Origin of the sequence: Klebsiella sp. BIGb0132 (assembly GCF_024810075.1) — a bacterium.
GTDB classification, from domain to species: Bacteria; Pseudomonadota; Gammaproteobacteria; order Enterobacterales; family Enterobacteriaceae; genus Klebsiella; species Klebsiella terrigena.
The window spans coordinates 829,792-855,671 of record NZ_JANUDW010000001.1 but is presented as its reverse complement, the minus strand read 5'-3'; the positions used below and the strand labels follow the sequence as shown (position 1 = coordinate 855,671).

General features: G+C 58.9%; 25 protein-coding genes, 5 tRNA genes and 1 other RNA gene. 17 read left to right on the top strand and 14 right to left on the bottom strand.

Going from position 1 to position 25,880, the window contains the following annotated elements; translation table 11 throughout:
* Window positions 1-8 precede the first annotated feature (8 nt).
* From cpoB to pnuC, 9 genes are all read left to right on the top strand, one after another.
* Window positions 9-806, top strand: coding sequence for a cell division protein CpoB (cpoB, locus tag M2416_RS03945; RefSeq protein ID WP_041144646.1), 798 nt, complete (start codon window positions 9-11; stop codon window positions 804-806).
* Window positions 807-968: 162 nt separating this feature from the next.
* A tRNA-Lys gene (locus M2416_RS03940) sits at window positions 969-1,044 on the top strand.
* A 147-nt stretch (window positions 1,045-1,191) separates the two neighbouring features.
* Window positions 1,192-1,267, top strand: a tRNA-Val gene (locus M2416_RS03935).
* Between the two features lie 3 nt (window positions 1,268-1,270).
* Window positions 1,271-1,346 (top strand) — tRNA-Lys (locus M2416_RS03930).
* Window positions 1,347-1,582: 236 nt separating this feature from the next.
* Window positions 1,583-1,658: transfer RNA gene (locus tag M2416_RS03925), tRNA-Lys, on the top strand.
* A gap of 130 nt (window positions 1,659-1,788) precedes the next feature.
* Window positions 1,789-1,864: transfer RNA gene (locus M2416_RS03920), tRNA-Lys, on the top strand.
* Window positions 1,865-1,907: 43 nt separating this feature from the next.
* Window positions 1,908-2,044, top strand: a non-coding RNA gene (locus tag M2416_RS03915) — RtT sRNA.
* A 348-nt stretch (window positions 2,045-2,392) separates the two neighbouring features.
* The gene (nadA, locus tag M2416_RS03910) at window positions 2,393-3,436 is read left to right on the top strand and encodes a quinolinate synthase NadA (protein ID WP_076944966.1); all 1,044 of its coding nucleotides are present in this window, start codon (window positions 2,393-2,395) and stop codon (window positions 3,434-3,436) included.
* A gap of 33 nt (window positions 3,437-3,469) precedes the next feature.
* Window positions 3,470-4,189, top strand: a complete 720-nt coding sequence (gene pnuC, locus M2416_RS03905; protein ID WP_041144648.1) for a nicotinamide riboside transporter PnuC — start codon at window positions 3,470-3,472, stop codon at window positions 4,187-4,189.
* Here pnuC and zitB read toward each other — a convergent pair.
* Together zitB and M2416_RS03895 are read right to left on the bottom strand one after the other, a co-directional pair.
* Window positions 4,186-5,124 carry a CDF family zinc transporter ZitB gene (gene zitB, locus M2416_RS03900; RefSeq protein ID WP_259222219.1) on the bottom strand — a complete coding sequence of 313 codons (939 nt, stop codon included), beginning with the start codon at window positions 5,122-5,124 and terminating at the stop codon, window positions 4,186-4,188. The two genes, pnuC and zitB, sit on opposite strands and share 4 nt — an antisense overlap.
* Before the next feature lie 121 nt (window positions 5,125-5,245).
* The gene (locus M2416_RS03895; protein WP_259222218.1) at window positions 5,246-5,593 is read right to left on the bottom strand and encodes a YbgS-like family protein; all 348 of its coding nucleotides are present in this window, start codon (window positions 5,591-5,593) and stop codon (window positions 5,246-5,248) included.
* Between the two features lie 318 nt (window positions 5,594-5,911).
* On the opposite strand from M2416_RS03895, the gene aroG reads away from it, so the two are divergent.
* Window positions 5,912-6,964 carry a 3-deoxy-7-phosphoheptulonate synthase AroG gene (gene aroG / locus M2416_RS03890; protein WP_076944968.1) on the top strand — a complete coding sequence of 351 codons (1,053 nt, stop codon included), beginning with the start codon at window positions 5,912-5,914 and terminating at the stop codon, window positions 6,962-6,964.
* A gap of 90 nt (window positions 6,965-7,054) precedes the next feature.
* Here the strand turns inward: aroG and gpmA are convergent, their stop codons facing one another.
* From gpmA to modE, 7 genes are all read right to left on the bottom strand, one after another.
* Window positions 7,055-7,807, bottom strand: coding sequence for a 2,3-diphosphoglycerate-dependent phosphoglycerate mutase (gpmA, locus tag M2416_RS03885; RefSeq protein WP_041144652.1), 753 nt, complete (start codon window positions 7,805-7,807; stop codon window positions 7,055-7,057).
* 332 nt (window positions 7,808-8,139) lie between these two features.
* Window positions 8,140-9,183, bottom strand: a complete 1,044-nt coding sequence (gene galM / locus M2416_RS03880; RefSeq protein ID WP_259222216.1) for a galactose-1-epimerase — start codon at window positions 9,181-9,183, stop codon at window positions 8,140-8,142.
* Entirely contained in the window at window positions 9,177-10,325 is a 1,149-nt protein-coding gene (gene galK / locus M2416_RS03875; RefSeq protein WP_259222214.1) for a galactokinase, read from the bottom strand. Before galK ends, galM begins: the two co-directional genes overlap by 7 nt.
* Window positions 10,326-10,327: 2 nt before the next feature.
* A complete protein-coding gene (gene galT / locus M2416_RS03870) occupies window positions 10,328-11,374 on the bottom strand; it encodes a galactose-1-phosphate uridylyltransferase (RefSeq protein WP_076944971.1) in 1,047 nt (348 codons plus the stop codon).
* A gap of 9 nt (window positions 11,375-11,383) precedes the next feature.
* On the bottom strand, window positions 11,384-12,400 hold the full coding sequence (gene galE, locus M2416_RS03865) for a UDP-glucose 4-epimerase GalE (protein WP_041144656.1): 1,017 nt from the start codon (window positions 12,398-12,400) through the stop codon (window positions 11,384-11,386).
* Window positions 12,401-12,606: 206 nt separating this feature from the next.
* Entirely contained in the window at window positions 12,607-14,082 is a 1,476-nt protein-coding gene (gene modF / locus M2416_RS03860; protein ID WP_259222211.1) for a molybdate ABC transporter ATP-binding protein ModF, read from the bottom strand.
* Between the two features lie 67 nt (window positions 14,083-14,149).
* Window positions 14,150-14,938, bottom strand: a complete 789-nt coding sequence (modE, locus tag M2416_RS03855; protein WP_041144658.1) for a molybdenum-dependent transcriptional regulator — start codon at window positions 14,936-14,938, stop codon at window positions 14,150-14,152.
* A gap of 152 nt (window positions 14,939-15,090) precedes the next feature.
* Between modE and M2416_RS03850 the strand changes: the two genes are divergently transcribed.
* From M2416_RS03850 to modC, 4 genes are all read left to right on the top strand, one after another.
* The gene (locus M2416_RS03850) at window positions 15,091-15,240 is read left to right on the top strand and encodes an AcrZ family multidrug efflux pump-associated protein (RefSeq protein ID WP_041144659.1); all 150 of its coding nucleotides are present in this window, start codon (window positions 15,091-15,093) and stop codon (window positions 15,238-15,240) included.
* A 153-nt stretch (window positions 15,241-15,393) separates the two neighbouring features.
* Window positions 15,394-16,170 carry a molybdate ABC transporter substrate-binding protein gene (gene modA / locus M2416_RS03845; protein WP_259222209.1) on the top strand — a complete coding sequence of 259 codons (777 nt, stop codon included), beginning with the start codon at window positions 15,394-15,396 and terminating at the stop codon, window positions 16,168-16,170.
* Window positions 16,167-16,856: a molybdate ABC transporter permease subunit gene (gene modB / locus M2416_RS03840; RefSeq protein ID WP_041144661.1), complete on the top strand. Its 690-nt coding sequence runs from the start codon at window positions 16,167-16,169 to the stop codon at window positions 16,854-16,856. The genes modA and modB overlap by 4 nt, the downstream gene beginning before the upstream one ends.
* Before the next feature lie 2 nt (window positions 16,857-16,858).
* Entirely contained in the window at window positions 16,859-17,917 is a 1,059-nt protein-coding gene (gene modC, locus M2416_RS03835; RefSeq protein WP_259222207.1) for a molybdenum ABC transporter ATP-binding protein ModC, read from the top strand.
* Here the strand turns inward: modC and M2416_RS03830 are convergent, their stop codons facing one another.
* Entirely contained in the window at window positions 17,918-18,736 is an 819-nt protein-coding gene (locus M2416_RS03830) for a pyridoxal phosphatase (protein WP_076944976.1), read from the bottom strand. It lies immediately after the preceding gene.
* Window positions 18,737-18,909: 173 nt separating this feature from the next.
* Between M2416_RS03830 and pgl the strand changes: the two genes are divergently transcribed.
* Window positions 18,910-19,905 carry a 6-phosphogluconolactonase gene (gene pgl / locus M2416_RS03825; RefSeq protein ID WP_259222205.1) on the top strand — a complete coding sequence of 332 codons (996 nt, stop codon included), beginning with the start codon at window positions 18,910-18,912 and terminating at the stop codon, window positions 19,903-19,905.
* A gap of 78 nt (window positions 19,906-19,983) precedes the next feature.
* Here pgl and M2416_RS03820 read toward each other — a convergent pair whose 3' ends face one another.
* The 4 genes from M2416_RS03820 to M2416_RS03805 all read right to left on the bottom strand — a co-directional run bounded on the left by M2416_RS03820 (window position 19,984) and on the right by M2416_RS03805 (window position 23,372).
* Complete coding sequence (locus M2416_RS03820; RefSeq protein ID WP_115193289.1) at window positions 19,984-20,787, bottom strand: anti-sigma factor family protein; 804 nt, start codon at window positions 20,785-20,787, stop codon at window positions 19,984-19,986.
* Window positions 20,784-21,335 carry an RNA polymerase sigma factor gene (locus M2416_RS03815; RefSeq protein ID WP_071845005.1) on the bottom strand — a complete coding sequence of 184 codons (552 nt, stop codon included), beginning with the start codon at window positions 21,333-21,335 and terminating at the stop codon, window positions 20,784-20,786. The genes M2416_RS03820 and M2416_RS03815 overlap by 4 nt, the downstream gene beginning before the upstream one ends.
* Complete coding sequence (locus M2416_RS03810; protein WP_259222203.1) at window positions 21,322-21,873, bottom strand: tetratricopeptide repeat protein; 552 nt, start codon at window positions 21,871-21,873, stop codon at window positions 21,322-21,324. Before M2416_RS03810 ends, M2416_RS03815 begins: the two co-directional genes overlap by 14 nt.
* 215 nt (window positions 21,874-22,088) lie before the next feature.
* Window positions 22,089-23,372, bottom strand: coding sequence for a putative acyl-CoA thioester hydrolase (locus tag M2416_RS03805; protein ID WP_041144668.1), 1,284 nt, complete (start codon window positions 23,370-23,372; stop codon window positions 22,089-22,091).
* Between the two features lie 275 nt (window positions 23,373-23,647).
* Here M2416_RS03805 and hutI point away from each other — a divergent pair, with 275 nt between their 5' ends.
* Both hutI and hutG read left to right on the top strand, forming a co-directional pair.
* Window positions 23,648-24,907, top strand: coding sequence for an imidazolonepropionase (gene hutI / locus M2416_RS03800; protein ID WP_259222200.1), 1,260 nt, complete (start codon window positions 23,648-23,650; stop codon window positions 24,905-24,907).
* A complete protein-coding gene (hutG, locus tag M2416_RS03795) occupies window positions 24,904-25,860 on the top strand; it encodes a formimidoylglutamase (protein WP_259222198.1) in 957 nt (318 codons plus the stop codon). Before hutI ends, hutG begins: the two co-directional genes overlap by 4 nt.
* Window positions 25,861-25,880: the final 20 nt, after the last annotated feature.

Below are 25,880 nucleotides of genomic sequence, written 5' to 3'. Positions count from 1 at the left end.
AGAATTGCATGAGCAGTAACTTCAGACATCATCTGTTGAGTCTGTCGTTACTGGTTGGCATAGCGGCCCCCTGGGCCGCTTTTGCTCAGGCGCCAATCAGTAGTGTCGGCTCAGGCTCGGTCGAAGACCGCGTCACTCAACTCGAGCGTATTTCTAACGCTCACAGTCAACTTTTAACTCAGCTTCAGCAACAGCTCTCCGATAACCAGAACGATATTGATTCCCTGCGCGGTCAGATTCAGGAAAGTCAGTATCAGCTTAATCAGGTTGTTGAGCGCCAGAAACAGATCCTGCTGCAAATTAACGGTATGAGCAGCGGTGGGGCTACGCCGGATGCACAGGCGCCGGCGGCATCGTCCGGCGACGCGCAGGGCGCAGCGGCCGCTACGGCGGCTCCAGCGGCGAACTCCGGCGCTCCGGCGCTGACCGGAGATGCCAATACCGATTACAACGCCGCGATTGCGCTGGTGAAGGATTCGTCCCGCCAGGATGATGCGATGGCTGCGTTTCAGAATTTCGTTAAAAAGTACCCGGATTCAACCTATCAACCGAACGCCAACTACTGGCTCGGTCAGCTGAATTACAACAAGGGGAAAAAAGACGATGCGGCCTACTATTTTGCTTCGGTGGTGAAGAATTACCCTAAATCCCCAAAAGCGCCGGATGCGATGTTTAAAGTCGGCGTGATCATGCAGGACAAAGGTGATACCGCAAAAGCGAAAGCCGTTTACCAGCAGGTGGTCGGTAAATTTCCTGGGACCGATGGCGCGAAACAAGCGCAGAAACGCCTTAACGCGCTCGGATGATTATGCCATGACCAGAAATTGCAGTATTTCTGGTCGTGTCGCGTGAATCATAAGCAGTTAGATGTTTTTTATCGAAATACTTGTTGCGCTGAATTCTTAAATCAGTAATATATGCCGCCGTTGCCAAGGGATATCGAACAGGCCTGAAGTGACGAAAAAAGTGGGTCGTTAGCTCAGTTGGTAGAGCAGTTGACTTTTAATCAATTGGTCGCAGGTTCGAATCCTGCACGACCCACCAATCGTTCTGGTGGAACGCGATAGTAAAACGTGAAGGATAACGTTGCATTAGCAACGGCCCGTAGGGCGAGGCGCAGCCGAGTCATCCTGCACGACCCACCACTAGTTAATTACTAAGTTAATTAGTAGCAGTATCCAGCGTAGTATCGGGTGATTAGCTCAGCTGGGAGAGCACCTCCCTTACAAGGAGGGGGTCGGCGGTTCGATCCCGTCATCACCCACCACTCGGGTCGTTAGCTCAGTTGGTAGAGCAGTTGACTTTTAATCAATTGGTCGCAGGTTCGAATCCTGCACGACCCACCAATCGTTCTGGTGGAACGCGATAGTAAAACGTGAAGGATAACGTTGCATTAGCAACGGCCCGTAGGGCGAGGCGAAGCCGAGTCATCCTGCACGACCCACCAATTTTAACGTCTTACTCAGATGTTAACGTGAAGGATAACATTGCGCAGCAATGGCCCGTAGGGCGAGCGCAAGCGAGTCGTTCTGCACGACCCACCAATTTTATTGGTGACGAGTGATTCAGGTAGTACCCGAGCGGGTCGTTAGCTCAGTTGGTAGAGCAGTTGACTTTTAATCAATTGGTCGCAGGTTCGAATCCTGCACGACCCACCAACGCTTAGGGTATTTATCGGTAGAGATAGTGAAGGATAACGTTGCGCAGCAACGGCCCATAGGGCGAGGCAAAGCCGAGTCATCCTGCACGACCCGCCAGCCTGAATGATTAAAGTAGTAAACCCGCAAGGGGTCGTTAGCTCAGTTGGTAGAGCAGTTGACTTTTAATCAATTGGTCGCAGGTTCGAATCCTGCACGACCCACCAAATTTAGAAAAAAGCGCCTTTAGGCGCTTTTTTCGTTTCTGCGCACTATGCTCAACCGTGCAGGATGAGAACCTGCTGCAGGTTCGACAAAATCGCCGGGAGCGATTTTGCATCGCCACTGGTGGCGACCCGCAGGGCGAGTCTCAGGATGAGACGAGTGATATCCTGCACGACCCACCAATGTAGAAAGGTGCCCTAAAGGCGCCTTTTTACTATCTGCGATATATAAGATTCGAACCTGCAGCACGTTCGACAAAATCGCCACCTGTGGCGACCCGCAGGGCGAGTCTCAGGATCAGACGAGTGATATCCTGCACGACCCACCAATGTAGAAAGGCGCCTTTTTACTCTCTGCGATATACAAGCTTCAACCCGCCGCGTTATCCCTTTTTCTGCGGATAAATTCCCCACGACATTTTCTGTACAATCGGCTATCTTGTTTAGCATATAAAACACTACGGCCGTCCCGGTGCCGCGTGAAGGCATTTTAACGGTCTTTGAGTTAAGCCAGTAAAACGAGATTGCAAGATGAGCGTAATGTTTGACCCTGAAACGGCGATTTATCCTTTTCCGCCCAAGCCGATGCCGTTAAGCCGCGATGAAAAACACTTTTATCGCGAAAAGATCAAGCGCCTGCTGCGCGAACGCGATGCGGTCATGGTTGCCCACTACTATACCGACCCCGAAATTCAGCAGCTGGCGGAAGAGACCGGCGGGTGTATCTCTGACTCTCTGGAAATGGCGCGCTTTGGCGCCCGGCACCCGGCATCCACGCTGCTGGTTGCCGGCGTGCGTTTCATGGGGGAAACGGCAAAAATCCTCAGTCCGGAAAAAACCATCCTGATGCCGACGCTCCACGCCGAGTGCTCCCTCGATCTCGGCTGCCCCATCGATGAGTTCAGCCAGTTTTGCGATGCGCATCCGGACCGCACCGTGGTGGTCTACGCCAATACCTCCGCGGCGGTTAAGGCCCGCGCTGACTGGGTGGTGACCTCCAGCATTGCGGTTGAGCTGATTGAGCATCTTGATAGCCTGGGCGAAAAGATTATCTGGGCGCCGGACCGCCACCTGGGCAACTACGTGCAAAAACAGACCGGCGCAGACGTCCTGTGCTGGCAGGGCGCCTGCATCGTTCACGATGAATTTAAAACCCAGGCGCTGAGCAGAATGAAAGCGCTATACCCCGACGCCGCGGTGCTGGTGCATCCGGAATCGCCGCAGTCGATTGTGGATATGGCCGATGCCGTCGGTTCTACCAGCCAGCTCATCAATGCGGCGAGAACGCTGCCTCAGCGCCAGCTGATTGTCGCCACCGATCGCGGCATCTTCTATAAAATGCAGCAGGCGGTGCCGGAGAAAGAGCTGCTGGAGGCGCCGACGGCCGGTGAGGGCGCTACCTGCCGCAGCTGCGCCCACTGCCCGTGGATGGCGATGAACGGCCTGAAGGCGATTGCCGAAGGTCTGGAACACGGCGGCGCGGCGCACGAGATTCAGGTTGACGAGCAGCTGCGGACCGGCGCATTAATCCCGCTTAACAGAATGCTGGATTTTGCGGCTACACTACGGGGATAACCGACAACGCGTGCAATACGCTCTGGGGATAAGATGGATTTTTTAAGTACGCAGAATATTTTGGTACATATACCCATTGGTGCCGGGGGATACGACCTCTCGTGGATTGAGGCCGTCGGGACGATTGCCGGACTGCTGTGCATCTGGCTGGCGAGTCTGGAAAAGATCGGCAACTATGCCTTTGGGCTGATTAACGTCACCCTGTTTGCCATTATCTTCTTTCAGATCCAGCTCTATGCCAGCCTGCTGCTGCAGGTATTTTTCTTCGTGGCTAACGTCTACGGCTGGTACGCCTGGTCGCGGCAGACCAGCAGCCATGAGGCCGCGCTGCAAATCCGTTGGCTACCGCTGCCCAAAGCGCTGGGCTGGCTGGCGGCGTGCGTGGTGGCGATTGGCCTGATGACGGTATTTATCGATCCGGTGTTCGCATTCCTGACGCGGGTGGCGGTGACGCTAATGCAGGGGCTGGGGCTGCAGGTCGCTATGCCGGCGCTACAGCCGGATGCCTTCCCGTTCTGGGACTCCTGCATGATGGTGCTGTCGATAGCCGCCATGATCCTGATGACCCGCAAATACGTTGAGAACTGGCTGCTGTGGGTGATCATTAACGTGATCAGCGTGGTCATTTTTGCGCGCCAGGGCGTCTATGCGATGTCGCTGGAATACCTGCTGCTGACCTTTATTGCTCTCAACGGTAGCCGGATGTGGATCAACAGCGCGCGTGAGCGGGGTTCTCACGCGTTTTCTCGCTAATGATGATGCTGATGGGCGTGTCCGGAGTGAGCCATGTTAAGGCGGCACTCCGGGCCGCTGCAGGGCTGATACTCCATCTGCACGGTCGCGTGCTCAACGTCATACTTGTGGTGCAAAAATTCCTGAATACGATTCAGCAGGGCGTCGTGATCGTGCGGTGGGACGACCTGGACGTGCAGCGTCATCACCGTTTTTTCTCCGACCAGCCAGACGTGGACATGATGCACGTCGCGGACTTCGGCCACCGAGCGGCGTAAATCACGCTTCAGGAGTTCAACATCCAGCGAACGCGGCGCGCCTTCCAGCAGCTCGTTCAGGCTCTCCTGCAGCAGGCGCCAGGCGCTGCGCAGCACCAGGCATGAGACCAGCACCGACAGAATCGGGTCAATCGGCGTCCAGCCGGTGGTTAAAATCACTATTGCGGCGACGATCGCCCCTACCGAACCGAGTAAATCACCCAGCACGTGCAGCGCCGCGGCGCGAACGTTTAGGTTGCGATCCTCGCCGCCGCGGTGAAGGATCCAGAAGGCCATAATATTGGCCAGCAGCCCGGCAACGGCGATCGCCATCATCGGCGCCCCGGCAACGGGCTGCGGATGATTAAAACGCTGAATCGCTTCCCATACGATAAGAATGGTAATCACCACCAGCGCGATGGCGTTGACGAAGGCGGCGAGGGTCGTCAGACGCAGCCAGCCGAAGGTATGGCGGGCGTTGGGCGGGCGGTGGGCAAAACGGACGGCCAGCAGGGCGAAGAGCAGGGCGGCGGAGTCGGTGAGCATATGGCCGGCGTCGGCCAGCAGCGCCAGAGAGCCTGAGAGCGCACCGCCAATGGCTTCAACCACCATAAAGCCGGCGGTGATGATAAAGGCCAGCAGCAGGCGGCGAGCGTTATTATCCTGCGGCTGCTGAGCGGAAGTATGCGAGTGCGCCATGGTGTCATCCCCTGATTATTATCATTATTACTGTATGACATCATACCGATTTTCGGTGAATAAAATAAAAAAGGAGAGCCGCGGCTCCCCTTATTTTCAGCCCTTATTTCAGGCGTGGATGCTACTGTGTCGTCCCGTCCGTTTTGCTGCCGTTATCGCTCGGGGTGCTTTCCGGGCAGCGGCCATCCTTGCACATCGCGTTTTTATGCGCTTCGTCGCTGGTCATCCCGTCATGGTTCATGGTTGAACCGTCGGAGTTAAGCATCTTGTCGCCAGAGTTGATCTTGTCGTTATCAACCTTGTTTGGCGCGACGTTGGCGCGGGCATCAGGTGCGACCTGCCCGGCATCGGCGGAGGCGTTGGCCTGTCCGTTGTTGGATTGGGCGCCGGTATCTGCAGCCAGCGCGGCGGCGCTGCTCAGGCCAAGGGTGGCGGCTAAAAAGAGTGGGGTGAGGGTAGTCATTTTCATAGGATGCTCCTGTTATGGTCGATATGTCGGATAACCTCTTCCAACAGTGCATGTGCCAGCGCTCGCTCGCGCTCTATGGTTAAAAGATTCACATCAATAAGTTACATCAGCACGGAATACTGATTAGTGGCGTGAAGATTGCTCTTAACAGTTAAAAATTGTAGCTCATGGCCTGTTTTTCGCTTCTTTATGGCGAATTTTAATCTATTTTCAGGATTAATCTGTTGTCACTGTAAAATCACGTTTACACTTTTTGAACGAAGAGATAGATTGGAGGGATTGCATTTAAATAGATAAGATGGCAGAGCTGGAAAGAAAATGAATTATCAGAACGACGATTTACGCATTAAAGAGATCAACGAATTACTCCCTCCCGTTGCGCTTCTCGAAAAGTTTCCCGCGACCGAAAATGCTGCTAACACCGTTGCGCATGCTCGTAAAGCGATCCACCAGATCCTCAAGGGCAACGACGATCGCCTGCTGGTGGTGATTGGGCCCTGCTCAATTCACGATACAGCTGCGGCGAAAGAGTACGCTGAGCGACTGCTGACGCTGCGAGAAGAGCTGAAAGGCGAGCTGGAAGTGGTGATGCGCGTCTATTTCGAGAAACCGCGCACTACCGTCGGCTGGAAGGGGCTTATCAACGATCCGCACATGGATAACAGCTTCCGCATCAACGACGGCCTGCGCATTGCGCGTAAGCTGCTGCTGGAGATTAACGACAGCGGGCTGCCGGCGGCGGGCGAATTCCTTGATATGATCACCCCCCAGTACGTGGCTGACCTGATGAGCTGGGGCGCAATCGGCGCGCGCACCACCGAATCTCAGGTGCACCGCGAGCTCTCCTCAGGTCTCTCCTGCCCGGTTGGCTTTAAGAACGGCACCGACGGGACGATTAAAGTCGCGATTGATGCGATTAACGCCGCCGGGGCGCCACACTGCTTCCTGTCGGTGACCAAGTGGGGTCATTCGGCGATTGTGAACACCAGCGGCAACAGCGACTGCCATATCATCCTGCGCGGGGGTAAAGAGCCGAACTACAGCGCGAAGCACGTTGCTGAAGTGAAGGTCGGGCTGGCGAAAGCCGGTCTGCCGGCGCAGATCATGATTGATTTCAGCCACGCCAACTCCAGCAAACAGTTTAAGAGACAAATGGACGTGGGGAGCGACGTTTGCCAGCAGATTGCCGGCGGCGAGCAGGCGATTATGGGCGTGATGATTGAAAGCCATCTGGTGGAAGGGAGCCAGAGCCTGGAGAGCGGAGAGCCGCTGACCTACGGTAAGAGCGTGACCGATGCCTGCATTGGCTGGGAAGACACCGATACCATCCTGCGCCAGCTGGCGAATGCGGTGAAAGCCCGCCGCGGATAGTACCGTTCGCCGTCCGTGCGCGAAGCGCGGGCGGAATTAAGAACAAAAAAAAGCGTGGAGCAATCCACGCTTTTTTAATGCCAGCGAAAATTACTTCGCTTTACCCTGGTTCGCTACTGCCGCCGCTTTTGCCGCGATTTCGTCAGCGTTGCCCAGATAGTAGTGTTTGATCGGCTTGAAGTTTTCGTCGAACTCATACACCAGCGGTACGCCGGTCGGGATGTTCAGTTCGAGGATTTCTTCTTCACCCATGTTGTCGAGGTATTTAACCAGCGCACGCAGGGAGTTGCCGTGAGCGGCAATGATAACGCGCTCGCCGCTTTTCAGACGCGGCAGAATGGTTTCATTCCAGTAAGGCACCACGCGCTCGATGGTCAGCGCCAGGCTTTCGGTTACCGGCAGCTCGGCATCGGTCAGCTTCGCGTAACGCGGATCGTGGCCCGGGAAGCGCTCATCGTCTTTGGTCAGCTCCGGCGGCGTAATGGCAAAACCACGGCGCCACTGCTTAACCTGCTCGTCACCGTATTTTTCAGCGGTTTCCGCTTTGTTCAGACCCTGCAGCGCGCCGTAGTGGCGTTCGTTCAGTTTCCAGGATTTCTCAACCGGCAGCCAGGCCTGATCCAGTTCGTCCAGCACGTTCCACAGGGTATGGATGGCACGTTTCAGCACAGAGGTATAAGCGAAGTCGAAGCTGAAGCCTTCCTCTTTCAGCAGTTTACCTGCCGCTTTTGCTTCACCCACGCCTTTCTCGGACAGATCGACATCGTACCAACCGGTGAAACGGTTTTCGTTGTTCCATTGGCTTTCGCCGTGACGGACCAGTACCAGCTTAGTTACAGCCATTCTCTCACTCCTCAATACAACACGCCGTCCTTCGCGCTGTGGCTCAGCGGCCGCCCTGTTCATCCTGCGTGCATAGTTAGCTATGTTTTGCGGGACTCACTCAGTGGCCGAATCGATACAACCCGAACGCTGCGGTGTATGCGTTTATTGATTGATAACTATTCTCATTATATTGCTGTGATTTACCTCACGGCAACGCTTATCCCTAACCATAGCGAAAATAGTGGCTCAGTGTAAGATGCTTGTAAATCAGCGGTTATATTTTTGTCTGCAGGTGGCGCAATTTACGCCAAAGTGGCGAAAAAAAGCCCTCCATCAGGAGGGCGGGGGGATTATCTGGCGATAAACTGGTATTCCGTCAGGCTGACGTACTCCTCGCCCGGGCGCAATACGCAATCCGGCTGCGGCCAGTGCGGATGGTTTGGCGAGTCGGGCAGGAATTCGCTTTCGAGCGCCAGGCCCTGCCAGTCGGCGTACGGCTGCTCCGTGCGCGACGGCGTGCCGCCGAGATAGTTGCCGGAATAGAACTGCAGCGCCGGGGCGGAGGTGTAGACCGTCATCTGCAGCTTTTCATCCTGCGACCACAGGTGAGCCGCCGGCTGGCCTGCGTCGCCCTGCGCCTGCAGCAGGAACGCATGATCGTAGCCTTTCACCTTGCGTTGATCGTCATCGCTCAGGAAACGCTCCGCCAGCAGCTGAGGCTCGCGGAAGTCAAAGCTGGTTTCGGCCACGTCGCGCAGATCGCCGCCGGGGATCCCGTCGCTCTCTACCGGCAAATAGCGGTCGGCGAAGAGCTGCAGCCGATGCTGGCGAACGTCGGTCTGCTGGCCATCAAGGTTAAAGTAGACGTGGTTGGTCAGGTTCACCGGGCAGGGCCGATCGACGGTGGCGCGGTATTCGATGGCAATACGGTTATCGTCGGTCAGGCGATAGTGCGCCGTAGCCTGCAAAGCCCCCGGGAATCCCTGGTCGCCGTCGGCGGAAGAGAGTGAAAACAGCGCCTGACGCTCGTCGGCGCTGACTATCTGCCAGCGGCGCTTATCAAATCCGTCCGGTCCGCCGTGCAGCTGGTGGCCGGCGTCAGTAGACGGCACCAGGTTGACGGTATGGCCATCGAGCATAAAGCGGCTGTTGGCGATGCGGTTGGCATAGCGGCCGACCGAGGCGCCGAGAAAGGCCGCCTGGCGGGTATACTGCTGCGGCGAGGCGCAGCCGAGCAGGGCTTCGCGGACGCTGCCGTCAGCCAGAGTGACCCTGGCGGAGAGCAGCGTAGCGCCCCAGTCCATCAGCGTGACTACCATCCCGGCGTCGTTGCGCAGGGTAATGAGCCGCCACGGCTGGCCGTCCGGCGCGCGTTCTGTGGTTTGATTTAGCACTGGCCGGCTCCCTGGGAAGGTTTGCAAACGTAGAAGGTCTCTTTAATCCCGGTTTTCGCTTCATACTGCGCGGCAACGGCCTGCTGAACGGTATCCACCAGCTCTTCCGGTACCAGCGCGACGATGCAACCGCCGAAGCCGCCGCCGGTCATGCGTACGCCGCCTTTGTCGCCGATGGTGGCTTTAACGATCTCAACCAGGGCGTCAATTTGCGGGACGGTGATTTCAAAATCATCGCGCATCGAGGCGTGGGATTCCGCCATCAGCTCGCCCATCCGCTTCAGGTCGCCTTTCTCCAGCGCGGTTGCCGCTTCGACGGTACGGGCGTTTTCGGTCAGCACGTGGCGAACGCGCTGAGCAACGATCGGATCCAGCTCCGCGGCCACGGCGTTGAACTCGGCAAGGGTGACGTCACGCAGCGCCGGCTGCTGGAAGAAGCGCGCGCCGGTTTCACACTGTTCGCGGCGGGTATTGTATTCGCTGCCGACCAGGGTGCGTTTAAAGTTACTGTTGATGATCACCACCGCCACGCCTTTCGGCATCGAGACGGCCCTGGTGCCCAGCGTGCGGCAGTCAATCAGCAGAGCATGGTCCTTCTTGCCCAGCGCGGAGATCAGCTGGTCCATTATGCCGCAGTTACAGCCGACGAACTGGTTTTCCGCCTCCTGGCCGTTCAGAGCGATTTGCGCGCCGTCCAGCGGCAGATGATAGAGCTGCTGGAATACGGTGCCGACGGCAACCTCCAGCGAAGCGGAGGAGCTTAGGCCGGCGCCCTGGGGAACGTCTCCGGCAATAACCAGATCCGCGCCGCCGAAATGGCTGTTGCGCTTCTGCAGATGTTTCACCACGCCGCGCACGTAGTTGGACCACTGCTGGGTATCGTGGCTGACAATTTTCGCATCCAGCGAGAACTCGTCGGACTGATTTTCATAATCCGCGGCAATCACGCGTACCACGCGGTCGGTGCGCGGCGCGCAGCTGATGACCGTTTGATAGTCAATGGCGCAGGGCAGCACGAAGCCGTCGTTATAGTCGGTATGTTCGCCGATCAAATTAACGCGGCCCGGAGCCTGAATGGTGTGGCTGGCAGGGTAGCCAAATTTCTCGGCAAACAGGGCTTGGGTTTTCTCTTTCAGACTCATTGTTATTCTCCGGATTCGCGAAAATGAACGTCGCTGACCGCGCGCAGACGCTCGGCGGCTTGTTCCGCCGTCAGGTCACGCTGGGTTTCGGCCAGCATTTCGTAGCCGACCATAAATTTGCGTACCGTAGCGGAACGCAGCAGCGGCGGATAAAAGTGGGCGTGAAGCTGCCAGTGATTATTGTCTTCACCGTTAAACGGCGCGCCGTGCCAGCCCATCGAGTAGGGGAATGAGCACTGGAACAGGTTGTCGTAACGGCTGGTCAGCTTTTTCAGCGCCAGCGCCAGATCGCTGCGCTGGGCGTCGGTTAAGTCGGTCAGGCGCAGGACGTGCGCCTTCGGCAGCAGCAGGGTCTCAAATGGCCAGGCCGCCCAGTAGGGAACGACGGCCAGCCAGTGTTCAGTTTCGACCACCGTACGGCTGCCGTCGGCGAGCTCACGCCGGGCGTAATCCACCAGCATCGGTGAACCGTAGTCGGCGTAGTGCGCTTTCTGCAGGCGATCTTCGCGTTCGGCTTCGTTCGGCAGGAAGCTGTTGGCCCAGACCTGGCCGTGCGGATGCGGGTTGGAGCAGCCCATCGCGGCGCCTTTATTCTCAAACACCTGCACCCACGGGTAGTGCTGGCCGAGATCGGCCGTCTGTTCCTGCCACGCTTTAACCACGCCTTCCAGGGCTTCAACGCTCAGCTCAGGCAGCGTTTTGCTGTGGTCTGGCGAGAAGCAGATGACCCGGCTGGTCCCGCGCGCGCTTTGACAGCGCATCAGGGGATCGTCGCTTTCCGGTGCGTCCGGGGTATCGGTCATCAAGGCCGCAAAGTCGTTAGTAAACACGTACGTGCCGGCGTAGTTCGGGTTGGTATCACCGGTGACGCGGGTGTTACCCGGGCACAGGAAACAATCCGGATCGTGCGCGGGCAAGGTCAGTTTTGCCGGCGTCTCCTGCGCCCCCTGCCAGGGGCGCTTGGCGCGATGCGGGGAAACCAAAATCCACTGCCCGGTTAACGGGTTATAGCGACGGTGCGGATGGTCGACGGGGTTAAATACGCTCATGACGGTTCCTTAGTCTGGGTAACCCTGAGGATGACGGGACTGCCAGTGCCAGGTGTCCTGTGCCATCTCGTCAAGGTTGCGCGTGACGCGCCAGTTCAGTTCACGGTCGGCCTTTTCGGCGTCAGCCCAGTAGGCCGGGAGATCGCCTTCACGGCGCGGCGCGAAGTGGTAGTTAATCGGTTTGCCGCAGGCTTTGCTGAAGGCATTAATGACGTCAAGGACGCTGCTGCCCACGCCTGCACCAAGGTTATAAATATGCACGCCTGACTTACCGGCCAGTTTTTCCATCGCCGCAACGTGGCCGTCCGCAAGGTCCATAACGTGGATATAGTCGCGCACGCCGGTGCCATCCTCGGTCGGATAGTCGTTACCGAATACCGCCAGCGATTCGCGACGACCCACCGCCACCTGCGCAATGTACGGCATCAGGTTGTTAGGGATGCCCTGCGGGTCTTCGCCCATATCGCCGGACTGGTGAGCGCCAACCGGGTTGAAGTAGCGCAGCAGCGCAATGCTCCAGTCCGGCTGAGCTTTCTGCAGGTCGGCAAGAATTTGCTCGACCATCAGCTTGCTTTTGCCGTACGGGCTTTGCGGCGTGCCGGTCGGGAAGCTTTCAACGTAAGGGATTTTTGGCTGGTCGCCGTAGACGGTGGCGGAGGAGCTGAAAATAAAGTTTTTGACGCCGGCGGCGCGCATAGCGGCAACTAATTTTAATGTGCCGGTCACATTATTGTCGTAGTATTCCAGCGGTTTGGCGACGGATTCGCCGACGGCTTTCAGCCCGGCAAAGTGGATCACCGCCTCAATGGCGTGATCGTGCAGGATCTCGGTCATCAACGCTTCATTGCGGATATCGCCCTCAACAAAGGTCGCTTTTTTCCCGCCAAGACGTTCAATCACCGGCAGCACGCTGCGCTTACTGTTGCAGAGGTTGTCGAGGATAATCACCTCATGCCCCTGCAGCAGCAGCTGCACGCAGGTATGACTTCCAATGTAACCGCTACCACCTGTAACCAATACTTTCATGACTCGCTCCAATAGGCTTATCGTATGTGAAGACGATAGCATATCAAAGAACGAAAAAGTGTGACACAGACCAAATTGGTGGTATCGCTTACACTAAAATACATAAACGCTATATTTAAATTATTATCATTTTAAAACATGGTCTTAGTTGCTATTTGTGAACTTTTTCTGAAAAAAATCAGGGATCCGCAGACCCCTGAATTGGCCTATTTTGCCAGCGGACCGATTCGATAAGTGTAATCGTCTCCACTGGGGATAAACTCGAGGCGATGGGTGATGCAGTCCGGGGCATCCTCGGCGTGGTGGGAGACAAACAGCAGCTGGGTTGCCCCTTCGCTAATCAGCACGTCAACAAAGCGGCGTACCAGCTGGCGGTTAAGAGGGTCGAGCCCCTGCAGCGGCTCGTCGAGGATCAGCAGCGTCGGGTGTTTCACCAGCGCGCGCACAATCAGCGCCAGGCGCTGCTGGCCCCACGACAGGCTGTGGAACGGGGCGTCGGCGGTGCGGCCGTCGATACCCAGAATATCCAGCCAGGTCTGCACCAGCTTGCGCTGCTTATCGGAAACGGCCTGATAGATGCCTATCGAGTCGAAATAGCCCGACAGAATGACGTTGCGCACGGTGGTGCTGACGCGATACTCCAGGTGCAGGCTGCTGCTGACGTAGCCGATATGCTTTTTGATATCCCAGATGGTTTCGCCGCTGCCGCGACGGCAGCCAAACAGGGTCAGATCGTTGCTGTATCCCTGCGGATGATCGCCGGTTATCAGGCTGAGCAGGGTCGATTTCCCGGCGCCGTTGGGCCCGACTATCTGCCAGTGCTCGCCGGGATTGACCTGCCAGCTCAGGTGATTGAGGATTGCCCGGTCGTTATAGGACACCACCCCGTCGTTGAGGATAATGCGCGGCGTATCGGCGACCAGAGAGTGGCGGGCGGCAGGGGCATCCGGCTCCGGCAGTGCGATCCCGTCAAGCTGCTCGCTGTGGGCCAGCTGAGCGATCAGCGCCTGCTGCAGCAGGGTCTGCTTCTCCCCGATTTCGCTTAGCGTACAGTCCGCCAGCACGCCGGCAAACTGGACGAAGGCGGGGATCTCGTCGAACCGGTTGAGCACCAGCACGAGAGCGATGCCCTCGCCGTGCAGGGTCGCCAGCAGCTCGGCCAGCTGGTGGCGGGAGGCCACGTCAAGGCCATCGAAAGGCTCATCGAGGATCAGTAAATCCGGCTTCGCCATCAGCGCCTGGCACAGCAGCGTTTTGCGCGTCTCGCCGGTAGAGAGATATTTAAAACGGCGCTGCAGCAGGTTGGAAATGCCAAACAGCCCGGCAAGATGCGCGCAGCGCGCGGCATCCTTATACTCATCCTGGATTATCTCATGGGTAAAGCGGCCGGTGTCGTCTTCACCCGGGCTGAGCAGATCGGTGTTGTTGCGCTGCCACTCGTCGCTGACCAGCTTCTGTAGCTGTTCAAAGGAGAGGCGGGTGATGCGGGTAAAATCACTTTCACGCTCGCCGGAGAGCAGGGTGAGTTCGCCGGATAGCGCGCGGGCCAGCGCGGATTTACCGCTGCCGTTGCTACCGACGAAGGCCCAGCTTTCGCCGGCGCCAACGGTGAGGTGTTCAATATTTAACGTTTTTGTGTCGCTCAGGCGGAACGTGCCTTGCGATATTTGCAATGATGCCATTGTGTATCCCACTTTTTGCAGCAATATGCTTCAGGGATACGTCTTCAGGCGGGCAATGTCAATCCCGTCAGCACAAGGTGGCAATAATGATGCGGTCGGCATTGAAATAGGCGATCGCCTCGGCGCCTTCAGCCAGCCCTTCGGTCTGCTCCCGCGGCAGGGTTGCGCACAGGTTCTGACCGTCCGGCAGCGCCATCAGCACTTCGCACTGCTCCGGCCCGTATTCAATATGGTCGATCCGTCCCGTCAGCTGGTTGTCGGCCTCTGCCGCCACGGTCGGGTCCTGGGTCATACCGACCCACGGCGCTTTCAGCAAAACCAGCACCTCCTGGCCTTCATCCAGGCCGAGCCGTTCGGCGCTCCGGGCGGTGATCGCGACTTTTAGGCGGGTTTGGCCGTCGGCCAGCAAAACCTCAACGTGCTGCTGCACCTGCTGATGGTCGCGGCCGGTGATGGTGCCAAACCACTGGTTACGGGCGCTGGTTTGCAGGGAGAAGCGGGAGATGGCGGCGAGCAGGCTGTCGAGGGGCAGCGCGTCGTCGTCGCTCAGGACGTCAAACGCTTTCTGTTGGATCTGCGCCAGCAGGTCGTAAAGCTGGATCAGCCGCTGGCCGTAGCGGGTCAGCACCGCGCCGCCGCCGCCTTTACCGCCGGTGGCGCGGTCAACCAGCGCCTGCTCGCTAAGCTGATTCATTTCATTAATGGCATCCCACGCGCTTTTATAGCTGATGCCGGCATTTTTCGCGCCCTGGCTAATGGAACCCGTCTGGTCAATTTGCTTCAGCAGGGAGATGCGGCGAGGGTCGGCGAACAGGCGCTGCTGTAATTTCAGGGTGAGGAGAATTTCGGCCTGCATAATAATATCCTGGCAAAAAGGGTATTGTGACCGATAGCGGGCATCTTGCAAGATAGTTCTCTGGCGGTAGTCGGTGAGGCATCGCACAAATGGGGCGTGTTTTTCCTGCTGAAACGGTTACACTTAAGCATTCGTACTTTCTGGAGCCCACTATGTTAGAGCTATTGAAAAGTCTGGTTTTTGCCGTGGTCATGGTCCCGGTGGTGATGGCTATCATCCTCGGTCTGATTTACGGTCTGGGCGAAGTGTTCAACATCTTCTCCGGCGTCGGTCATAAAGATCGCGGCCAGCAAAAAAACTGATTTCCTGACGCCCGGTTTCGCCGGGCGTTTTTTTATCCCTCCCTTTTTATCTCTCCCTTTTGATCCTCATCTGGTTACCACCAATTGGCGCTGGGAAAACTCTGCGCACATCGTTATATTGTTGTTTACATAACGTACGCACAGGAGTTTCAGATGGCACGTCAATGGTTACGTTTTTTTGTTGGAGCAACCTTAACGCTCTCCGTCGCCGGGCAGGCGCTGGCAGAAGAGGGAAAGATAACGGTCTTCGCGGCGGCTTCATTAACCAACGCGATGCAGGATATCGCGAAGGCCTATAAGCAGGAGAAAAAGGTTGATGTGGTCTCATCTTTTGCCTCCTCTTCAACGCTGGCACGGCAAATTGAGGCGGGCGCTCCTGCTGACCTGTTTATCTCCGCAGACCAGAAGTGGATGGATTACGCGGTCGAGAAAAAAGCGATCGATACCGCCACGCGCGCCACGCTGTTGGGTAACAGCCTGGTCGTCGTTGCGCCTAAGGCCAGCACGCAAAGTGAGATTACCATTAGCAGCAAGACCGACTGGACCAGCCTGCTGAAGGGCGGCCGTCTGGCGGTGGGCGATCCGGAGCACGTGCCGGCCGGGATCTATGCTAAAGAAGCGCTGCAGAAGCTGGGCGCGTGGGATACTTTGTCAGCAAAACTGGCTCCGGCGGAAGACGTGCGCGGGGCGCTGGCGCTGGTTGAACGTGACGAAGCGCCGCTGGGCATTGTTTACGGCTCGGATGCGGTTGCCAGCAAAGGGGTTAAAGTCGTGGGCACCTTCCCGGAAGATTCGCATAAGAAGGTTGAGTATCCGCTGGCTATCGTTGATGGACATAAAAATGCAACCGTCAGCGCATTCTATGACTACCTGAAAGGGCCCGAGGCGTCAGCCATCTTCAAACAATACGGATTTACTACGCGCCAATGATTTTAAGCGATCCCGAATGGCAGGCGGTGCTGCTGAGCCTCAAAGTGTCATCCCTGGCGGTGGTGTTTAGCTTACCTTTTGGGATCTTCTTTTCCTGGCTGCTGGTCAGGCGCAGCTTCCCCGGAAAAGCGCTGCTCGACAGCCTTCTCCACCTGCCGCTGGTGCTGCCGCCGGTGGTGGTTGGCTATCTGCTGCTGATTGCAATGGGCAGGCGCGGGTTTATCGGCAGCTGGCTGTATGACTGGTTTGGCCTGACGTTTGCTTTCAGCTGGCGCGGCGCGGTGCTGGCGGCGGCGGTGATGTCGTTTCCCTTAATGGTACGGGCGATTCGCCTGGCGCTTGAAGGGGTCGATATCAAGCTGGAGCAGGCGGCGCGCACCCTGGGCGCCGGGCGCTGGCGGGTGTTCTTTACCATCACCCTGCCGCTGACGCTGCCGGGCATTATCGTCGGCACCGTGCTGGCCTTCGCCCGTTCGCTGGGCGAGTTTGGCGCAACCATTACCTTCGTTTCCAATATTCCCGGCGAAACGCGCACCATCCCCTCGGCAATGTATACCCTGATCCAAACCCCGGGCGGGGAGGGTGCCGCCGCGCGCTTATGCTTAATTTCCATCGTGCTGGCGCTGATCTCGCTGCTGGTTTCCGAATGGCTGGCGCGGCTCAGCCGCGCGCGGATGGGCAAATAACGATGCTGGAACTCGATTTTACCCAGACGCTGGGAACCCACTGCCTGAGCATTCAGGAGACGCTGCCCGCCAGCGGTATTACCGCGGTGTTTGGCGTATCCGGCGCCGGTAAAACCTCGCTTATCAACGCCATCAGCGGCCTGACCCGGCCGCAGAAAGGGCGCATCGTGCTCAACGGCAGGGTGCTGAACGATGTCGAAAAGCGCATCTGCCTGGCGCCGGAAAAACGGCGCATTGGCTACGTTTTCCAGGACGCCCGCCTGTTCCCGCACTACAAAGTGCGCGGCAATTTGCAGTATGGCATGGCGAAGAGTATGGCCGGCCAGTTCGATAAGCTGGTGGCGCTGCTGGGGATTGCGCCGCTGCTCGATCGTCTGCCGGGCGGGCTCTCCGGCGGCGAGAAGCAGCGGGTGGCCATCGGTCGGGCGCTGCTGACCGCCCCCGAGCTGCTGCTGCTTGATGAGCCGCTGGCCTCGCTGGATATTCCGCGCAAGCGCGAGCTGCTGCCCTATCTGCAGCGGCTGGCGCGCGAAATCAACATCCCGATGCTCTACGTCAGCCATTCGCTGGATGAGATCCAGCATCTGGCGGATAAGGTGCTGGTGCTGGAAAACGGCAGCGTGAAGGCGTTTGGCGATCTCGAAGAGGTGTGGAGCAGCAGCGTGATGCACCCGTGGCTGTCGCAGGAGCAGCAGAGCACGATTCTCACCGTTTCGGTTGTCGCCCAGCATCCGCAGTATGCGATGACCGCTTTGGCTCTCGGCGAGCAGCGGCTGTGGGTTAATCAGCTTGACCGGCCTGCGGGCGAATCGGCGCGCATTCGCGTTCAGGCCTCCGACGTATCGCTGGTGCTCGAACAACCGCAGCGGACCAGCATTCGCAATATTTTACGCGCGCAGGTCGTGCAGTGTATTGAAACCAACGGGCAGGTTGAGGTGCAGCTGGAGGTTAGCGGCCGCACGCTGTGGGCGCGCATCAGCCCGTGGGCCAGAGATGACCTGGGGGTGAAGCCAGGTCAGTGGCTGTATGCGCAAATCAAGAGCGTGTCGATTAGCGCCTGATTACAGCAGGTTGCGGTTGATAAAGTCGGCAATACTGTTGCTTTCGTTCTCGCCAATCACCACGTTCGCGCGCGCTTTGACTTCGTCGACCGCGTTACCCATCGCCACGCCGGTACCGGCGGCTTCCAGCATGCTGAGGTCGTTATAGTTGTCGCCGAAGGCCACTACGTCCTGCATTGATAGCCCCTGGGCTTCAACCCACTGCGCCAGGCGCTTGCCTTTGCTGTTGCCGGCGCGGGCAATATCGACCTGATCGTGCCACGACCACTCGCACTCCAGCCCCAGCGTCTGGCCGACGTGCTGCGCGAACTGCTGCAGCTTAGGAATGTTTTCGTCGGTGAGGGCGAACTTCCACACCGCCTTCACCTCGCGCGCCGCCTGCGCCAGGGAGTCAACCTGGGTGAAGACCGGGCGCTGCTCCGGCGGCAGCGACTCTGCCCAGCGGGCGGTACGGATGACGTGCCCGGTCGGGTGTTCGTAGAGCATGGCGTCGTCGACGTACATCAGGCCGTGAACGTCGTGGTCGGCGAGCATCGCGGTGAGGCTCAGCGCCTTATCGACCGCCATCGGATCGGCCTGCAGAACCTTTTTTGCCTGATAATCATACAAATAAGTGCCATTACAACAAATTGCAGGTGTATCCAGAGCCAGTGCCTGATAAAAAGGATGGATCGCGACGTGATGTCGACCCGTGACGACGATCACCCGGTAACCGGCCGCGCGGGCACGAGCCAGCGCCTCGAGCGAGGCGGGCAGGATGGTCTTGCTGGAGGTCAGTAGGGTGCCGTCTAAATCCAGGGCAATCACGCGTGAGGTCATGTGTTGTTTCCGGTTAATGGTGAAAAGTGAGCAGGCCATGATGGTACACCGCTGTGCCTCAGGGGCAAATTTTTCAGCATCTACCGTTAAAAGAGTCTATACATTGCATCGAACCAGCAGTTTGATGAATGAAATGTATAAGTTTTCCACGTGCAGTGAGGAAAGGAGCAGTCATGAAACAAACCGTTTATACCGCCAGCCCGGAAAGCCAGCAGATCCACGTCTGGAGCCTGGATCTTGAGGGAAAGCTGACCCTGGTGCAGGTTGTCGACGCCCCGGGCCAGGTGCAGCCGATGGTGGTGAGCCCGAATAAAGAGTATCTCTACGTCGGCGTGCGTCCGGAGTTTCGCGTACTGGCCTACCGCATTGCGCCAGATAACGGGGCGCTGACCTTCGCCGGTGAAGCCGCGCTGCCGGGAAGCCCGACGCATATCTCCACCGACCGGCTGGGCCGCTTTGTGTTCAGCGCCTCGTATAATTCGGGCTGCGTGAGCGTCACTCCGCTGACCGACGGTCTGCCGGGTGAAACGGTGGCGGTCGTTGAAGGTCTGGAAGGCTGCCACTCTGCCAATATCTCTCCGGATAACCGCACGCTGTGGGTTCCGGCGCTCAAGCAGGACCGCATCTGTCTGTTTTCCCTCAGCGATGACGGTTTCCTGGCCGCACAGGATCCGGCGGAAGTCACCACCGTTGAAGGCGCCGGCCCGCGTCATATGGTGTTCCATCCGAACCAGCAGTACGGCTACTGCGTGAACGAGCTGAACAGCTCCGTTGACGTCTGGGAGCTGAAGGATCCGCACGGCAAAATTGAGTGCGTGCAGACGCTGGATATGATGCCTGCCGACTTTACCGGCGTGCGCTGGGCGGCGGATATCCACCTGACCGCCGACGGCCGTCATCTCTACGCCTGCGATCGTACCGCCAGCATTATCACCATCTTCAGCGTCTCCGAAGACGGCAGCGTGCTGGCGATTGAAGGCTACCAGCCGACCGAGGCCCAGCCGCGCGGCTTTAACCTCGATCACAGCGGCAAATACCTGATTGCCGCCGGGCAGAAATCCCACCACGTCGCGGTGTATGAAATCAGCGGCGAGCAGGGCCTGCTGCAGGAGAAAGGGCGCTATGCCGTCGGCCAGGGGCCGATGTGGGTCGTTGTTAACGCTCACTAAGCCAAAGTGGCCGACAAAACCTCGCTGCGGCGAGGTTTTTTTATGCGCCGAGCACCCTCCGAGCGGGCGGCGTTGCGCTTATGACAGCGCCGCCTGCAGCGTCCGGGCGCTGTTTTGCAGCTCTGCGCCGGGGTTGCGGCCAATTAAGACGAACTGATATCCCCGATCGTGCCACCAGGCGAGATTCATCCCGTGGCGCTGTTCGCTGCTAATCTCCGCGCTGCCCGGCTGGCGTTGCGCAGAGATGCACAGCGCCATGGGGCCATACTCGGCGTGCATCCAGGCAATCTGCGCGATGGAGGTGCTGTCGTAGCGCAGCATGCGGACCATTTTAAGCTCCGCGCCCTGCAGCCTGAGCTGTTGTTCATTGAGATGCAGGCCAAGATCCTCGGCGGTGCGCGTCAGCCCGCGCTGCAGAAGCGGCGGCGAGCTGTCGAGATCGAGCAGCGTTTCGGCGCTATAGAGCGACATGTAGCGGGCCTCAAGATCGCGAATGTTGTCGCTCTCATCCTGCTCGTCCGCCGCCGGGCGCGCCAGATAGCCGACTCCGCTACCGATCAGCAAAAAGCTGATCGACGCGGCAATCATTGCGCGGCGGCTAAACGACGGACGCGGCGCGGCCGTGCGGCTATCCTCGGCCTCTGCCAGCTGCGCGTCGAGCCTTGCCTGCATGCGCTCCAGCGGCGCCTCATCGAGCAGGGGCGCAAAGGCCTGGCGATAGTTCTCATTGCTGCTCATCAGCTCGGCGGTGCGGGCGGCAAGCTGGCCATCGCTCTTGAACGCTGCCTCGAAGCTGCGGGCGTCGGCGTTGCTCATCTCACCGTCCAGCCAGGCGACGATGGCTTCATCGTTATAGGGAGGCGTAAAACTTAACGATTTCAAGAGCGTTTCTCCTTCGCTGAGGGCGGGGTAGCTATCGATTTTGCCAGCGTCAGCCTTGCCGCCGCCAGCCGGCTCATAATGGTACCGACCGGCACCGACAGGGTGTCAGCCGCCTCCTGATAGGTAAAGCCTTCGACATACACCAAAAATACGGCATTGCGCTGGGCTTCCGCCAGCGCGCCCACGCGGCGCATAATTTGCCGGTACTGCAGGCTATCTTCCGCCATTTCGCGGTAATCAGGCGCAACCAGCTCTTCGCTGTCGACGAATCCTTGCCCCATCCGCACGTGGCGCGCGCGCAGCTCTGAAATCCAGATGGAGTGGAGAATAGAAAACAGCCATCTGTCGATACGCGTGCCCGGCGTATACTGCGCGCTCCTTTCGAGCGCGCGTACGCAGGTGGACTGTACCAGCTCCTCGGCGACATCGCGGCTGCGCGACAGGACCAGCCCGTAGCGCCAAAGGCGCGAGAGGTGCGCGGCGAGCTGTGAGCGAACTTCACTGGTTGTGATTTTCTTACCCTCGTGACGATAATCAGGATTCAGGATGCCCGTTAATGGCCGCCTGCAGATCGCGATACTCCTCGCAGCCCTGGCCGCAGATCCCGGCAATCACCTTCAGCTGCTCCTTGGCGAGATCCGGACGACCTTTTATCATCCATGCTTCACCCAGATACTCCCGGGCTTTGGCATAGTTCGGCGCCAGCGCCAGCGAGCGCTGATAATAACCGATGCCTTCGTCCGTGCGTCCGAGTTTGCGGGTCGCATAGCCGCGGTAGTTCCAGGCCTCGGCCGTATTGCCGTTTTTTAACGAATCCAGCAGGTTCAGCGCCGTCTGGTATTCGCCTTTTTTCGCCAGATGGTAGGCGTAGTTAGTTTTATCCTGGTCGCTGAGGCTGCTGGTTTTCTCCGGCACGCACTGTTTAGTGGCGCTGTCATAAACCTGCCCGCTCGGGCAGTCAGGCGTTTTACTCTCGGTACTATTATCGCCCATGGCAAAAACCGGCGGCACGGACAGGAAAAATAGCAGTGCCGGAACGGCCATGCGGCGCGAGGCAGGGCGTAAGACGGATGAAAGTACGTTCATTTTAGTCTCCAGAATGGGCGAATGCGCGACCGGGCGCGGCGCCTGGGCGTAGAGCCGAACCGCAGGAGGTAAGCGCCGTCGTTGTCTTTCATCGTGTAAACGCGCCAGCGGGCATTTTTATTCGCCTAAAAAGCGTCTTTTTTTGCGCAGGGGGAAAGCCGGGCGGGAAGAGGAGGGCAAAGGGGGAAGCGGCTCCCCCCCTTTAGGCAGGACGATTACTGCTTAGGTTCAGCCACGATAAAGCTTCCCACGCCGCGGTTGTTGTATTCCCACATGCGGTTGAAGCCGTCGTCGTTGAGGTTACGCTGCGCAACGCCTTTGGCGTCTACCGCGCCGGTATTACCGCTGAAGGCGCGGTTAGAGGCAGCCGCATCGGCCCACGGCTTAGCGATATTAAAGCCTTCGTTAATCACGCTATCGCGGATAACCACCTGACCGTTGGTGTTGCTATCAACGTCCAGAGAGCGGCCCAGCTGCGCGACGCCATCGCCGGAAGCGGTGAAGCGGCTGTTGATGGCGAGGAAGCCGTAGGTGACGCTCTTCAGCGTCGCCGGCGCAAAGACGTAGCCCTCTTTCTGCGTGCGGGAATTCACGACGCGGAAATCGGTGTTATCAAAGACAACGGCGCCGCGGCCGGCAACGATATCAACGTCGCCTTCAATATAGCTGTTGCTGACCAGCGTGCGGGTCTGGCGATCGTTCTGCAGACGGTTCTGCACGCCGCTGTTGGTCACGAAGAAGGTGTTCTGGCGGCCGAGAATATTGACGTTGTTAATCTGCACCTGGTCGCCATCGCTGCGCAGCGCGACGGCCTGGTGGGTGCCGGCATCAACGCTATCGCCGAGGTTGTTAGCGATGGTCAGGTTCTGCAGCTGCAGGCCGTTATTCTGCGACCAGAAGACCGCAGAGCACATCACGCCGACGGTGGCCGTACGCTTGCTCTGGCAGCTGTCGAACATATACCACGCCGGTTTGCCTGGCATATATTTTCCGGCCGGATTGACCAGATGACGCCAGCTGGTGACGTCCATTTCTGAATCGATCGCCTGGCTAATTTTCACATCCAGCGGCTTCTCGCCGGTACCGTAGAGGGTCAGCGCGCCGGGGGCGGCCGGGACATACACGGTACCGGTATATTCACCCGGCATAATTGCAATGAACTGACGGCGGTCAGAGTGACGGGCAATTGCCGCATCGACGGCGGCCTGGATCGTGGTGTGGGTCACGCCCTGAGTCCCCGCAGGCCCGACGACGAAGTCAGGCTGGGCCGGCGCGGCAATGGCCGCCGGCGTCCACGCCGCGGCGTTCGGATTGAGCGACTGGAAATAGCTCGCCGGCAGGAAATTCTTCGCTTCATCGGCGCTTAAAACGGGGCGAGAGGCGGTACCCGGCGCTGCCTGGGTAGAGGGTTTCTGATCGGCAGGGGTTGAGCTGCAGGCGGATAACGTCACGCCGAAGGCCAGCGCCAGCGTCAGTCGGGAAACTGAAAATGTGTTCATGTTGCTCCGGGCAAGAATCAATTAGCTATACCCGCCATACTTCAAGCCGCTTCTTTGCTGGCAGCGTGCGCCTGCCACCTCGATACGGGCCGAATTATTTGGGGTGTGTGAATAGATAAGCTCTTTAAAACCTGCTTTTTTATACTAAGTTGAGCAAAACGGGAAGACGCTGAGCCAAAAAGTTAGCGTTATGCTGTTTTGCACCCGCAGGCGGAGCCGTTCGCAGTCACAAAAAAATAACAATAATCCCTGCTTTTATTGACATTCATGGTGGAATGAAAATAAATGTCTATACAACCCATGACAAGCTGACCGCTATGACTGAAGCCACTTCCGATCTCGTTATCTGGCGAAACGCCCGCCTCGCCACGTTGAACCCACAGGACTCGCGGCCTTATGGCCTGCTGGATCGCCACGCGCTGCTGGTCCGCAATGGCCGGATTGAGGCCGTGATCCCCGAAGACGACGCCCCGGCAGGGCGCAGCGTTGACCTTGGCGGCAGGCTGGTGACGCCGGGGCTGATTGATTGCCATACCCACCTGATCTTCGGCGGCAGCCGGGCGCAGGAGTGGGAGCAGCGGCTCAACGGCGTCTCTTATCAGACCATCAGCGCTAACGGCGGCGGCATTAACTCGACGGTGCGCGCCACCCGCGAGAGCAGCGAAGCGCAGCTGCTGGCGCTGGCGCAGCCGCGCCTCGATCGCCTGCTGCGTGAAGGGGTGACGACGGTTGAAATTAAGTCCGGCTACGGGCTGGATCTGGAAAGCGAACGCAAGATGCTGCGCGTGGCGCGACGGCTGAGCGAAAGCAATGTGTTTGAGCTGTCGGCCACGCTGCTCTCCGCCCACGCGACGCCGCCGGAGTATAACGGTGACCCCGACGGCTATATCACCCTGGTCTGCGAAACGCTGCTGCCGGTGCTGTGGGAAGAGGGGCTGTTTGAAAGCGTCGACGTGTTCTGTGAAAACGTCGGCTTCAGCCCGCAGCAAACCGAGCGCGTATTCCAGGCGGCGCAGGCGCGCGGAATTCCGCTGAAAGGCCACGTCGAACAGCTCTCCTCCCTCGGCGGCGCCCAGCTGGTGAGCCGCTATCGCGGGCTCTCTGCCGACCATATCGAATATCTGACGGAAGAGGGCGTGGCGGCGATGAGCCACAGCGGGACGGTCGCGGTGCTGCTGCCCGGCGCGTTCTATTTCCTCAACGAGACCCGCCGGCCGCCGGTAGAGCTGCTGCGGCAGTATCAGGTCCCGATGGCGGTGGCGACGGACTACAACCCGGGCACCAGCCCCTTTGCCAGCCTGCATCTGGCGATGAATATGGCCTGCGTCAAGTTCGGTCTGACGCCGGAGGAGGCGTGGGCCGGCGTGACCCGCCACGCGGCGAGGGCGCTGGGGCGTCAGGCGAGCCACGGCCAGCTGGCGGCGGGATTCGTCGCCGATTTTGCCATCTGGGACGCCGAACATCCGGTAGAGATGGTGTATGAACCGGGGCGCAGTCCGCTCTGGCATCGCGTAGTACGAGGAGAGATGCAATGAAGCTGTGGCAACCGACGCCCGCCGGGCTGTGGCAAGGGCGTGACGACAGCGGCGAAGCCGCCAACGCGCTGCGCCTGTTTCAAACGATAGCGCGGGCGGAGCGTTTCGCCCCCGACGAGCAGCCGGGCGACATTGCCCTGCTGGGCTTTGCCTGCGATGAGGGCGTACGGCGCAACCTCGGGCGTACCGGAGCGGAAAAGGGGCCCGAGACGCTGCGGCGGGCGCTGGCGAATATGGCCAGCCACGGCGGCCACGACCGCTGCGTGGATATGGGCACCGTTAGCGTGATGGGCGAGGCGCTGGAGGAGGCTCAGCAGGTGCTGCGCGAGGCGGTGGCCGCCTGCCAGCGCGCCGGCAAACGCACTCTGGTGCTGGGCGGGGGCCACGAAACGGCCTTTGGCCACGGCGCCGGCGTGCTGGACGCGTTCCCCGACCAAAAGGTCGGCATTATCAACCTCGACGCGCATCTCGATTTACGCTTTGCCGAACGGGCCAGCTCGGGGACGCCGTTCCGCCAGCTGGCGCTGGAGTGCGAGGCGCAGGGGCGCGGCTTTCACTACGCCTGCATCGGCGCCAGCCGCGCGGCGAATACCCAGGCCCTGTGGGATGAAGCGGCGCGTCGCGAGGTGCGGGTCATTGAGGATCTGGACGTTCTGCAGGCCTATGACGAACGGGTTGCGCCGGAAATCGCGCGCCAAATCGCCCTCTACGATCGCCTCTACCTGACCATCGACCTTGACGTCATGCCGGCCCGCGAAATGCCGGCGGTCTCGGCTCCCGCGGCGCTGGGCGTGCCGCTGACCACGCTGCTGCGCATCGTTGAACCGCTGTGCCGCAGCGGCAAGCTGCAGGCGGTGGATCTGGTGGAGTTTAATCCGCAGTTTGACATCGATAGCCAGGGCGCCCGCACGGCGGCCCGGCTGGCATGGCAAATCGCCCATTGGTGGCGCTGACGATTCAGTATATTCTGATC